This window comes from Glaciimonas sp. CA11.2, assembly GCF_034314045.1.
Taxonomy (GTDB): domain Bacteria; phylum Pseudomonadota; class Gammaproteobacteria; order Burkholderiales; family Burkholderiaceae_D; genus Glaciimonas.
In genome coordinates this window covers 2,979,339-2,991,095 of the sequence record NZ_JAVIWL010000001.1, presented here as the reverse complement: position 1 = coordinate 2,991,095, position 11,757 = coordinate 2,979,339, and the positions used below count along the sequence as shown (strand labels likewise).

11 protein-coding genes are annotated in these 11,757 nt (G+C 46.3%); 2 read left to right on the top strand and 9 right to left on the bottom strand.

Translation table 11 applies throughout. The features are described from left to right. Nucleotides 1-4: 4 nt before the first annotated feature. From epsE to epsL, 5 genes are all read right to left on the bottom strand, one after another. Complete coding sequence (gene epsE, locus RGU75_RS12910) at nt 5-793, bottom strand: polysaccharide export protein EpsE (RefSeq protein WP_322236519.1); 789 nt, start codon at nt 791-793, stop codon at nt 5-7. Between the two features lie 72 nt (nt 794-865). Next, a complete protein-coding gene (locus tag RGU75_RS12905) occupies nt 866-1,774 on the bottom strand; it encodes an EpsD family peptidyl-prolyl cis-trans isomerase (RefSeq protein ID WP_322236517.1) in 909 nt (302 codons plus the stop codon). Between the two features lie 41 nt (nt 1,775-1,815). Then, nucleotides 1,816-2,361: a hypothetical protein gene (locus RGU75_RS12900; protein ID WP_322236515.1), complete on the bottom strand. Its 546-nt coding sequence runs from the start codon at nt 2,359-2,361 to the stop codon at nt 1,816-1,818. Nucleotides 2,362-2,496: 135 nt separating this feature from the next. Further along, nucleotides 2,497-3,879: an undecaprenyl-phosphate glucose phosphotransferase gene (locus RGU75_RS12895; protein WP_322236513.1), complete on the bottom strand. Its 1,383-nt coding sequence runs from the start codon at nt 3,877-3,879 to the stop codon at nt 2,497-2,499. Nucleotides 3,880-3,891: 12 nt separating this feature from the next. After that, entirely contained in the window at nt 3,892-5,178 is a 1,287-nt protein-coding gene (gene epsL, locus RGU75_RS12890; protein WP_322236511.1) for an XrtB/PEP-CTERM-associated polysaccharide biosynthesis outer membrane protein EpsL, read from the bottom strand. Between the two features lie 1,282 nt (nt 5,179-6,460). On the opposite strand from epsL, the gene RGU75_RS12885 reads away from it, so the two are divergent. Continuing rightward, on the top strand, nt 6,461-7,171 hold the full coding sequence (locus tag RGU75_RS12885; protein ID WP_322236509.1) for a phosphatase PAP2 family protein: 711 nt from the start codon (nt 6,461-6,463) through the stop codon (nt 7,169-7,171). 270 nt (nt 7,172-7,441) lie between these two features. Here the strand turns inward: RGU75_RS12885 and RGU75_RS12880 are convergent, their stop codons facing one another. From RGU75_RS12880 to RGU75_RS12870, 3 genes are all read right to left on the bottom strand, one after another. Further along, on the bottom strand, nt 7,442-7,960 hold the full coding sequence (locus RGU75_RS12880) for a DUF1269 domain-containing protein (protein ID WP_322236508.1): 519 nt from the start codon (nt 7,958-7,960) through the stop codon (nt 7,442-7,444). Between the two features lie 154 nt (nt 7,961-8,114). Further along, on the bottom strand, nt 8,115-8,756 hold the full coding sequence (locus RGU75_RS12875; RefSeq protein ID WP_322236506.1) for an FMN-binding negative transcriptional regulator: 642 nt from the start codon (nt 8,754-8,756) through the stop codon (nt 8,115-8,117). 39 nt (nt 8,757-8,795) lie between these two features. Then, nucleotides 8,796-9,812 (bottom strand): IS30 family transposase, encoded by a 1,017-nt coding sequence (locus RGU75_RS12870; protein WP_322234666.1) that lies wholly within the window; start codon nt 9,810-9,812, stop codon nt 8,796-8,798. 220 nt (nt 9,813-10,032) lie between these two features. On the opposite strand from RGU75_RS12870, the gene RGU75_RS12865 reads away from it, so the two are divergent. Beyond that, entirely contained in the window at nt 10,033-10,737 is a 705-nt protein-coding gene (locus RGU75_RS12865; protein WP_322236504.1) for a glutathione binding-like protein, read from the top strand. 196 nt (nt 10,738-10,933) lie between these two features. Here RGU75_RS12865 and RGU75_RS12860 read toward each other — a convergent pair whose 3' ends face one another. Then, the gene (locus RGU75_RS12860; RefSeq protein WP_322236501.1) at nt 10,934-11,731 is read right to left on the bottom strand and encodes a transporter substrate-binding domain-containing protein; all 798 of its coding nucleotides are present in this window, start codon (nt 11,729-11,731) and stop codon (nt 10,934-10,936) included. Nucleotides 11,732-11,757: the final 26 nt, after the last annotated feature.

The following is an 11,757-nucleotide window of genomic DNA, read 5'->3' as shown; positions in this document are numbered from 1 at the left end:
GCAATCAAAACAGGCTCTCTTTCACATATACGACGTCATCTGGAAGGAGTTCCACGCCACCTTTAACGTCAATCATCTGTACAGAACCGCTTGTATCGCGCCGTTTGATCCGCAAGCCACGCTCAGTTCCGCGAGGAGTTAGACCGCCACCAATGGACAAAGCCTGTGTAATGGTCATATTGCGTTCCAGCCGATAGCCTCCGGGATGCTGTACTTCACCATAAATATAAAATTTGGGAGCGCGGTCGACGTACACCATGTCGCCATTGATCAGTTCCAGATTGCTATGCATGTCGGATGACTGGATCATTTCAACCAGATTGATGACTTGCTTATTTGTTTTCCCATCGCGGGTGCGCACCACGGTGGCGGTATCCCCGCCTTCCGGCCCGACACCACCTGCCACTGCCAACATGTCCGTGACGCTACGCGTTCCATTAATCGGATATCGTCCGGGACGGAGCACTTGCCCAAGTATCGAGACCTGCTGGCTCTGTAATTCCGTGACCATAATATTTACTTCTGCCTTGCGCAGAAACCCACCGCTTGTCAACAACCCAGAGATTTTTTTCTCAGCTTCTGCTGTCGACAGACCGCTTATACTGACATCGCCGATCAACGGAAATGTAATGTTACCGGCTTCGCTGACTTTGGTATCCAGGCTTAAATCAGGGTTGCCAAACACGGAGATCTTCAGCGCATCACCCGCGCCCAAAGGGACATCGGCCGCCATGGCTGATAAGGTGAAAATTGCTAACAATAGTGCCAGCATGCTTGCGTAGAATCGGTTCATTATTATCCTCATCCAGTTAGTTTTTTCTTGATAAAAAATCTTCCCAAAAACTGTTACTCTAAATATGGTGTCTTATTGTGCTGAATCGGAGGCGTAATCAATTTTTGATGACGACCGTAATTTTGCAATTTGAATCGCCGCTACCTTCCGCATCTTTTCAATAAATAAATGGTATTCAATCTGTGGTGCGGCATCTTGAATCGTCAACGGACTGTCCCGTATGGCACTCAACGCGCAAAGCAATGACTGAGTTCCATTTTCCAAGATAAATAAATGGTTACTACCCATCTCGATGAGATTCTTGATAGTCTCCGTGGGCATGTCGCCACTGGTGTACGAATGGGTAGATTTTATGTACGCAATTTTTTGCGTATCCAGCAAAAGCGCTATCTTACTTAGCGAACTCTCGTTGTCCATCATCTGCTTGATCGACACAGAATAATCTTGCGCAGCGATACTTAATTGCTGAATCTCAAGGATCTTCCTGTGCGCAAATAATTCCGGATGCAACTTAAAATAAGTATCGATTTCTGAGTTAGAAGGTTTGGCCGCTTTGACTCCTATAAAATCTAGATAAGTCTGCACAATTACTTGTGTTTTCAAGCGTTCAATAAAATCAATGACCTCCGGATTGCGATCAGTTTTTTGCCGCAACGCCTCTGTTAGTAATAACTTACGATTGATTAATATTTCCAAAGCCTGATTACGCACAATCGGATTTTGGAACCGCACCTCGGCGTCTAGTTGTCGCGCCGTAATCGCATCGCCATTAACTGTTACCAATGTCTTGCTCATCATCTCTTTACGGTCATTACAAGCGGCCAGGTTCATTACAGACATAGTAACCAACAGCGCCAGCCATCTCGCGGTTCGCAATGAAAGCGGCGCTATCACGAGCTGAAAATAGTTGCCGCGTAAAAAGTTGACCAGGTTAGCGAAGTTCACGTCCTGCTCCCGCAAGGTGTCACTATTGTTTCTCATGTTTGCAGTTTTTCGCTACGCGAAAATTAGCTGCAATGTCTTTAAATACTGTGCGCTTGTCCGCCTTTAGATTCTGAATGTAGACGGAGGTATGTGCGCGCTGGCCTGCGACGGCCCCAATATAGAACGAAAAACAGCACAATCAAAAGCACGGACCAGCTCTTCGATTTTTGATCTGATCGCATCCTCAAATCTTTCAGGAATATATAGAGCGATCCACTCCAGTATCTTTTGTTGGTGAAAATATTTTTTAGGGCATGCTCGCCATTGGAACTGCGCATAAAATTCACGTTGTGAAAACTTTCAGTGCGATCAGATAAAACGGCCTCTTCCATCACGGCGAAATCAACTAATTTTTCACGCGGCCCAAAAACGCGAGCAGCGGCAGTGTCGGCCAACACATCACCATCTATCTGAATCGCGTTATCGACGTCTTCAGCGACATTAATCATCACATCGCTATCCAACTCCATAAGCCGCGGCAGCCTGACTGGGATAGGCGTCAGTTGAAAAGTAGGTGTCGCTGCAAGCAAGCAACCGCTATATGCTAAGAGCGCTAGAATCACCACCAATAACAGTTTTTGCATGATCTTGCTCCTAAGAAGATCCACATCACACCGCCACTTTGAGGCTACAACGAAAGAGACATAACTATTTCAAAAAAAATTTAAACCTTTTTCTGCAAATATTATGCAAATTTCACTAACGTAAATTTTTTCCACTTAATAGGCGCTATCTTTTTTCAATACTTCCTTTACGGTCCGCAGGATGATCATCAGATCGAGTGCAAAAGACCAGTTCTGCAAATACTCCAGATCAAACTTAATGCGCGAACGCATTTTTTCGACTGTATCGGTCTCCCCGCGAAATCCATTGACCTGAGCCCATCCTGTGATGCCAGGCTTTACCTTGTGTCGCAACATGTATCCTTTAATCAACTTGCGATACATTTCATTGTGTGCGACTGCATGTGGACGCGGGCCTACGATACTCATTCGCCCTTGCAATACATTAATGAACTGCGGCAATTCATCTAGCGAAGTTCGACGTAAAAACGCACCAAATCGCGTGATCCGGACATCATTTTTTTTAGCCTGCGCGACCACGGGGCCATCTTCGCAAACTGTCATGGAACGAAATTTATAAACGATAATCTCTTCACCGTTCAACCCATAGCGGCGCTGGGAAAAAATGACCGGTCCGGGTGATGATAATTTGATGCCTATGGCAATCATTAGCATCAGCGGCAGCAAAATAATCTGGATAATTAGCGCGAGAATAATATCGCTACCGCGTTTGACCACACTACTGAAACCCATAAATGGCGTCTCGCAAACACCGATGACCGGTATTCCACCGACATGATCCAAACGCGCCTGCATCAAATCAAAAGTATAAATATCAGGAATAAAGTACACCGATGCCGTGCTATCGCGAATCACATCGAGTAACGTCAAAGTGCGAGGGGTCGCCGACATTGGCAAACAAATAAAAATTGTCTTGATCTTGTGCGAGCTGAGATATGGACCCACCTCTCCAAACGCTCCCAAATAGGCGCAATCGAGTCCAGCGGGGCGAACTGATTGATCACGGTCGTCAAAAAATCCAAGCATCTCCACAGCGGGATTTCGATGAGATTGTATTCGTTGGAGCAAAGCACCACCCGGGTCATTCGAACCGATGATGACAGCTGACCGTATTACATCAGCTTTTCGGGTATTGAATACCAAGCCATAAGCGGTAATGCGACTGAGTAACAGCGCGAGCGGCGCAAGAGTAGCCCAAAGTAATATGATACGATCAGAAAATTCATACCGCAGTCCGCTAGCCTGCCCAATCAACATCAAAATAACGACGATAATTGCCCAACCAAACAAAATATCTCCGACATAAGCAAGGCGATTTCCTGCGTACTGCGTGCGGTAAAGTTCAATCTGGTCATAGACGTAAGAGGAGATAAAGAAAGTGAGAATCATCAGGAGCAGATAACTCCCGGTGAATAACTCACCTTCATACACAATGATCAAATACAACAAACCAAGAATAATCATCGGATCAAGCATCCGCTTGAAGAATGTGACTAGTGGGATGTCGTTCTCAGTCATTTTGTCGCCCCTCTAAAAGATATAACGCGTATTGAGTACTACTGCATTGCTTGAATAACCGCCGTTAAAATTTGATACAGTCTGCGTACTGCGGGTGGCTGATAACTGAATCTCCCAACGTAGCGTCGGCTTATACACCAAAGTCAGCGCCAGATTGCGCAATGCGTCATTGGGGTCAACACCGAGTGCACCCGAGTCAGTCGATTGGCTGAAGTCTCTTTTTTCGTATTTGTACTGCGCTACGAGTCGGATTTTTTCGGAATAATGCCAACTGGCAGCGGCGCTTGCGCCACGATTCAGAGAGTAGACAGAGGTAAGATCATCTACGGCCCCGATCTCTCGCCAGGCAGAAACAGTAACATCGACTTTTGAGGTCGGCGACCAGTCGACAGAAAGCCGGGAATTAATTCCGCTGAAATTCCGGACCGAAAATGCGTCCTGCTTACGGCTCACCCATCCCCCTAAAAAATGCACGCGGGTGATGCCCGTAGCCAGCCAATCGATCTTCGCTTTGACCTCATTTTGATCGTAGCTGTTGTTAATGAAAAAATTTCCATCCTGCTGCGGATTCGGAAAATTGGCGCGCGTATGACGCAATTGAAGTCCGAAGGTGCTGCCGCTGGCGGCCAGATAATCAAGCCCGATAAGCTCTTGATTCTGCTTGTTGTTCAGCGCGTTCTGCGATGCAAGGTCATAGGATAAGTCGGTATGCACGAGACCGGCGTTGACCCGCCAACTTGGGTGGAATAGCCAAGCTGCATCCGCATACTCATTTACCTGCGTCCGGATATTCTGTGCCAGTTGATGAAAATCGACAAAAGGGGTAAGTCCCTGTGAGTAGCTTGCCCCAACATTTCCTTCAACGTGATTACCTACATGCCAGTTCAAGTTGCCGGATGCATTCTTGTCGAGGTGATCAAGTTCGGTAAAGCGGTTGTAATTGACTTTTGCGATATCTGCATTTGCAGTTACATGTTGCTGCCCGATTTTTTCATCAAGACCAACGCCAACTTCAGCCCGGCGCGTCACGTCCGACAGACCGCTTCCGATCCCGAGGGCCTGTCCCGCTGCCGCATTTGGCAAGCGCAATACATTGTTATCGTAAGTCACCCCAACCCCGGCATATGGAGTAATAGTGTCAGGCGGCAATATCATAATTTCGGGCAGTGGTATGACGTCGGTTGGAACCAGATCGTTAGTGGCGGCAGAAGCCGTCATGCAGGAATATACCGGCATCAGGAAAATGACTTTCCATGACAAGCGTTTAGCACGTGGGAGTTGCTTAAAACATCTGTTCATTTTCTTACCCTTGTAAACCGACCGGTTGCATCAAGAAAAACGAAAATAAATACAAAATTAGCGCTTTGGAATTGTTAAATAAGCACCTCTCCTACCTAAAATAGGTGGCAAAAGAAACCATTGAGATTTATGCGTAATTGTTGGAACGTTGAGGCGGTGCGAACTACTCGAAATTAAGAAAATTGCAAATTGAAGCGAATTACTTTAAATGAAGAATGCTGGATATGTTCAATTGCCCAGTGAGGGATGATAGCAATTAGTTACCCTGCCATCGCTTAAATTTTTATACAAAATACATGACTACACTGCCATGATTGCAGCATAAAAATTATTGTTTGCTAAACCATCAAATTCTTTTGTCATTTTTGCTACTATTTTTTAAAAGCGCATGATCGAAAGGTCAGCATCATAAAATTCTGCTATGGTGCGAGGCCGCAAAATAATCCTTCTTGAGGCATTTCTTCTACTAAAAACAAGGTTGAATATTAATTTTTAATTATCAATTAAGCATCTAATGAATGTAGGATATATTCAAAATAGTAAAAAAACAAGAATTTTTATTTTTATGTAAAAACAATCAAAATAATATTCGCGAATAAGTGGAGTAATAGAGCCTGAATCCTTAGGTGCAATCAATTAGCCCTTGTATTATTAAATTTAGGCAATTATGTCGCAGTCAAAAAAACAAAAAAGTAGATTTTGATGAAATAAAATAGTTGCTGGTTCGATTTCTTTGGCGTTCAATTAGGCTTGAAAACTCGTTATATTAAATACTACGACAATGAAATTCTCGTGGGCTGGTCCGATGCGCCGGTCATAACTCCAGCTCTCATTTTATTAAATGTTTCTTTGTTGCAATGCAATATTTTTTTGAAAATTTCCCGCTATCGGCGTATCCTTATTTTCAGCAATTGAAGTAAAGAAAACGCATTGGCGCTAGCCTCTGCAAGGCCCTGCATTGCAAATGAGTAATAAAATATTCTGTATAGAAACCTTTCTGCGAGGCTATCGAAATAATTTCGTTACCTTATTTTTATTTGCATAAGAGGGCGCGCACCATGGCTTAACAAAATAGGTCTGCCGCTTGATGCTTTACGAATAATTGTTACCGTTATAGCAAGCTAGAATGCTGTAAAAACCACAATGTACAAAAGCGCTGTTCACCGTTTAAGAAAAAATACGGGCTGCAGGGAGCTTGCATCCAGTATCTTGCCCAAAAAAATAAAAATTGGTAAATTTAACCTGATCGTTTAACTAAATTGTTAAGGGAAGGAAGGGGAAAATGTGGAACAATTCTTTAAATCTGGCGGTGTTCAACTGGCTAGGACAATACACAACCGCTTCAGCAGCCTTCAACCAAATCCTTCACTACATGGCTGGTTCGGACCTGGTGAAAGGCTTTCCTTTTATGGGAGTGATTTGGTTTTTTTGGTTAAGAGAAAATGACTCAAAATTAAATACTCGCAGAATTATTATTGCAACGCTTATAGGCTGCATCATCGCTGCTGGCATTGCTCGAGGCGTCAACAATCTCGGCCAATTTCAACCGCGTCCGATCGCAAACCTGCTACTCACTCATTACGATTATGTTGGGTTGCCACCGCCGGAAAGTCAGGATTTGTATATTTGGAACTCTTTTCCTAGCGATCATGCGGCGCTATTTTTTGGCTTCGCCACAGGCATATTTTTGATTTCAAGAATATTTGGAATCTACACTTACATTTATGTTCTGCTTTTTATAGCCCTACCCCGGATTTATCTGGGTTTGCACTACACGACCGACATTATTGCTGGCGCAATTATGGGAACGGGTCTTGTATTATTGTGCAACCGAGCGCGCTTCATTCGTCTTTACGACAATCAATTTAACGCATTGTCGCGGCGCTATCCGGCAGCCATTCAAGCAATTATTTTTGTAAGTTGCACCGAAATTTGTTTGCTGTTTTATGACGTACGGCTGCTTTTTCATGGACTATCGAAGTACCTCCATTGAATTGCAAGCGCCGTGCATCACGGCGCTGATTCGACATGCCCACAAAAGTAAGCAACATTGCTTGCGTTTTGTCATTGACGAGGTTAAGTCGCCGCCAGCGAACCAAATGCGTAGATTCACCATTGCTAGTCTCTTGAATAAAAAAATTTCAGGCTCTCATTGCGTAAGTCTTGAGAGAAACAAAGATTGATCGCTTAAGACAAAAAAATTGGAAAAAAAACCCCGAACAAACCATTCGAGGTTTTTAGTTCCCTCTGCCACTTCTATGCTTTAAGGAAATACTGGAATATGTGATTCGACACCACCAAATTTTGCTTCCGGATGCCTTTTTTGGATTAAATCCTCAATAGCGTGTACTTTTTTGAACGGAACATCCACTAGCAACAATACCTTACCGCTAGCGATATCACCCTGAAAATTTTCTAACCGCGAATTGGGTAACGCCGCTGCCGCCATTCCTGACATCCAACCGCCGAGTATGATACCGGCAATTGTTGAGACGACTATCGCGAGCATGTTGAGATGAACCCAGTCTGGAGGAAAATAGACCAGCCATATCCCGCCTAAAAACCCCATAACGCCGCCCATAATCATGCCGTTTTGCGCACCATGTGTCAGATCCGTTTTATGCCAGATATTTGCGTCGGGCATGTCATCCGGCAGGGTTCCCTCGGCTGCCCAGAAATGCATGTGCCGAATTTCGATACGCGCTAACAGCAGTTCATCCAACATGCCACGCGCACTCAACACGTCAGGCAACATGAAATAGAGTCTTTGTCGGGCTAACATAACAATCTCCTTCACCTATAAGTGATATTTACAGCATAGGCAATCAAAGACGAATAGACAAAGTTTATATGTTGTCGAACATTAATATCAATGATTCGTAACGGGGCAAGTCACACAATGCCCATTATAAATAACGGCGACGCGATAACTGGCATCAATTTTTTTTAGCGGCATCACGGATAAGCATCGCCATAGAAACTGCTTGCGCCCCGCCGCTGGCATTCAGCGCCTCAATGACAGTTGCACGATTTTGTGTGGACTGATTCTGGCTTACTTTCCACTTGCCAATTAAACGCGTAATAGTAATTTCAATGCCAACAACGGCCGAAATCATCTTTTCAGTGTAATCATGAGGCGCATCTTCAACCGCCCACGGCGTAGGCAAATTGGCCTCGTTATTAGCGGTAAGTGCCGTAAGATGACTGCGCAGCCACACGGCATCATCAATTACACGCAATGTGCCATAAGCATGGGTAACCGCATAATTCCAGGTCGGGACAACTTTACCGTGCTCTTTTTTGGTCGCGTACCACGTTGGCGAAATATACGCATTCGGGCCACTGAAAACTGCCAGTATTTCACATTCTTTTTGATATATCTGCCAAAGCGGATTCGCCCGTGCCACATGTCCATACAATGTACCGAAAGGACCCGGCTGCGCCGATAGCAACAATGGAATATGGTTTGCCTCAATCCCATCTGCGGTCATCGTAATCAGCGTGGATAAAGGATGAGCGCGAATGAGATCGTGCATCACTTCCACGCTAGGTTCTGCAAAATGTTTGGGGAGATACATAAAGAATCGGCGGTTTCAAATACCAAGCGCAACACTGGGTTAATTAACAGTGTCAGTCGGATGTTGTAGCAACGCGATGTGCTGAGTATAAACGACGAGTGGCGACTCATAATCGAGCCTTGCTCTTGGACGCGTATTGAGCGACAAGGCGATGGCGTCGAGTTCGTCCTGAGAGTAGATCGACAGGTCCGAACCCTTGGGCATGTATTGGCGCAACAAGCCGTTGGTATTTTCATTTGACCCGCGCTGCCAAGGGCTGTGCGGGTCGGCGAAATAGATCTGAACACCGGTGCGCTCGGTGAGGATTTTGTGGCCGTGCATCTCGCGCCCTTGGTCGTAAGTCATGGTCTTGCGCATCGCTGCCGGCTCGCGGTTGAGCACCGCCGAGAAGCTGTCGACGACCGCTTTGGTGGTTGCGTTGTCCATCTTGGCGAGCACCACAAAGCCGGTCGTGCGCTCGACCAGCGTGCCCACCGATGAGCGGTTGCCGGCACCCTTGATCAAGTCCCCTTCCCAATGGCCGGGAATGAGGCGGTCCTCGACCTCTGGAGGCCGGATGTGGATGCTCTGCATATCTGGGATCTGACCCCGGCGATCGGTGCCACGGCTGCGTGGCTTACGGACCTGGTTGTGGTGACGCAGGCAGGCAATCAGCTCACGCTTGAGTTCGCCGCGTGGGTGCAAGTAGATGGCGTTGTAGATGGTCTCGTGGGACACAGATTTCTCAGAATTGTCGGGCCAAAGGGCCCTGAGTTTGCGCGCTATTTGCTGCGGCGACCAGAGGAGTTTTAGCTGATGCCGGACGACCTGGAACAAGGCCCCGTCCGCGTGCAGTTTGGGAAGACGTCGCGGCAGGACACGACGCGCCTGGCATTGTGCGTGGGCCAGATTGGCATCGTAGACGCCGGCACCGCTGGTGCGTTTGAGTTCGCGGCTAATCGTGCTGGCTGAACGGCAAAGGCGTTTAGCAATGGATCGGGTGGAGCACAGGTCGTCGCGCATGGTCATGACGACGGCGCGTTCCTGAGTAGTTAAATGTTTGTAAATTTTCGCCATGGCGGCACCTTACAGCAGAAGGTGTTGCACTTGGTCTTTGAGAACGCCATCACTTAAAAGGATTGGTATCGTTATTGTGCCTGAATCGTTCAATTCAGCCCAAATTTCTCAGATGAAAGCTATTTCCGATATTCTATAGGGCTGTCGTTAAGTCGATGGTCTTTCTGACTTCGATTTTTAGCATATACAAACCTCCCAATAACACTCTAAAGGACCCATCATGGCTGATCTTTCACCTTACCCGATAACGCAAAAATGGCCAGCCAGGCATCCTAATCGAATTCAACTCTATTCTCTGCCAACGCCAAACGGCGTCAAGGCCTCGATCATGCTGGAAGAGACTGGTCTGGCTTACGAGCCACACCTCGTCAATTTCGAGACCAATGATCAACTGTCACCTGAGTTTTTATCGCTCAATCCGAATAACAAAATTCCAGCGATACTAGATCCCAACGGTCCAGATGGCAAACCACTCGCGCTATTTGAATCTGGCGCCATTCTGATCTATCTCGCGGAAAAGAGTGGGCAGTTTATGCCGCAGGATACTGCTGGACGCTATGAAACCATTCAATGGTTAATGTTCCAGATTGGTGGAATTGGGCCGATGTTTGGGCAACTCGGCTTCTTTAATAAATTCGCTGGCAAAGAGTATGAAGACAAGCGTCCACGTGACCGCTATGTTGCAGAATCCAAACGTCTGCTGGATGTATTAAATCGGCGACTCGCAGACCGCACCTGGATTATGGGTGAGTCTTATACCATCGCTGACATCGCGATCTTTCCGTGGATACGCAATTTGATTGGTTTTTATGAGGCCGCTGATCTGGTCGGCATCACTGACTTCCCCCACGTGACACGCGCGCTTAATACTTTCGTTACGCGTCCGGCGGTTATTAAAGGTCTTGCGATCCCCAAGCGAACGTGATTTTAAAAAATCTGGTTCAGCTCAATATCCGCACAACCTAAGTACCCGTATGACTTACCATAGTGTCTCAGCAACCAGCTTGTCCACTGTACCGGCTAAGACAGGTCGCCGGTACACAGAGGAACATTAAACGCAAAATACCGATCAGATGGCTGGATATCGAACTGGCTGCATGGGACTTAAGCAGCCTGTCTGCTTACTCGTAAGCGTTCGCCAATTTATCAGGCAAAGGAACGTTCAGCCATTTTTTAACAATGGCATTCAATTCACCTGATTTTTTAGACTTGGTCAAAACGTCGTTAACCTTGGCCATAAGAGCTGGTTCGTCCTTATTCATACCGACCAAGCACTTGGATTCCTGAATAATATATTTCATGACCGGTTTGTGCTTGGGATCTTTTTCGCCGATTGTGATAGCTACAAAGTCACCGGTACCGATCAACCGCACTTGTCCCGAGATATAGGCCGAAATCAGCGTATTGTTGTCTTCGTAGCGCTTCATCACAGTGCTTTTTGGAACGCTGTCCGATAACAATGTATCCTCAAAAGTACCGCGTGCAACGCCCACAGTCTGATTGGCTAATTCGGCCGCATTCGTCACTTTAATGTCCGCTGCACCATAAAGGCTATTGTTGAATGGTGCGTAGGGTTGCGAAAAACTGATGACCTTCTCGCGCTCTGCATTTTTACCCAGAGAAGAAACAACTAAATCCGCTTTACGCGTTTGCAAATAAGCCATGCGATTAGCACTGCCCACCGGAATAAGCTCGGCCTTCACACCGAGACCTTTAGCTAGTAGTTTTGCGACATCAATATCTAATCCTTGCAACTGCATATCCGAGGTAACCGAGCCATAAGGCGGAAAATCCTGCGGTACAGCGATACGGAGAACACCTGACTTCTGAATATCTGCCAGCGCATCCGCATGCGCGCTTTGAGCGGCCAGCGCCATGACATAAACAGATGACAGCAACAATATTTTTTTGAATTTCATTGTGGATCCCGGTGAATGATGTGAAG

Bases quoted from the DNA above. Each gene is read 5' to 3' on its own strand.
- epsE (WP_322236519.1), bottom strand. From the start codon at position 793: ATGAACCGATTCTACGCAAGCATGCTGGCACTATTGTTAGCAATTTTC.
- RGU75_RS12905 (WP_322236517.1), bottom strand. From the start codon at position 1,774: ATGAGAAACAATAGTGACACCTTGCGGGAGCAGGACGTGAACTTCGCT.
- RGU75_RS12900 (WP_322236515.1), bottom strand. From the start codon at position 2,361: ATGCAAAAACTGTTATTGGTGGTGATTCTAGCGCTCTTAGCATATAGC.
- RGU75_RS12895 (WP_322236513.1), bottom strand. From the start codon at position 3,879: ATGACTGAGAACGACATCCCACTAGTCACATTCTTCAAGCGGATGCTT.
- epsL (WP_322236511.1), bottom strand. From the start codon at position 5,178: ATGAACAGATGTTTTAAGCAACTCCCACGTGCTAAACGCTTGTCATGG.
- RGU75_RS12885 (WP_322236509.1), top strand. From the start codon at position 6,461: ATGTGGAACAATTCTTTAAATCTGGCGGTGTTCAACTGGCTAGGACAA.
- RGU75_RS12880 (WP_322236508.1), bottom strand. From the start codon at position 7,960: ATGTTAGCCCGACAAAGACTCTATTTCATGTTGCCTGACGTGTTGAGT.
- RGU75_RS12875 (WP_322236506.1), bottom strand. From the start codon at position 8,756: ATGTATCTCCCCAAACATTTTGCAGAACCTAGCGTGGAAGTGATGCAC.
- RGU75_RS12870 (WP_322234666.1), bottom strand. From the start codon at position 9,812: ATGGCGAAAATTTACAAACATTTAACTACTCAGGAACGCGCCGTCGTC.
- RGU75_RS12865 (WP_322236504.1), top strand. From the start codon at position 10,033: ATGGCTGATCTTTCACCTTACCCGATAACGCAAAAATGGCCAGCCAGG.
- RGU75_RS12860 (WP_322236501.1), bottom strand. From the start codon at position 11,731: ATGAAATTCAAAAAAATATTGTTGCTGTCATCTGTTTATGTCATGGCG.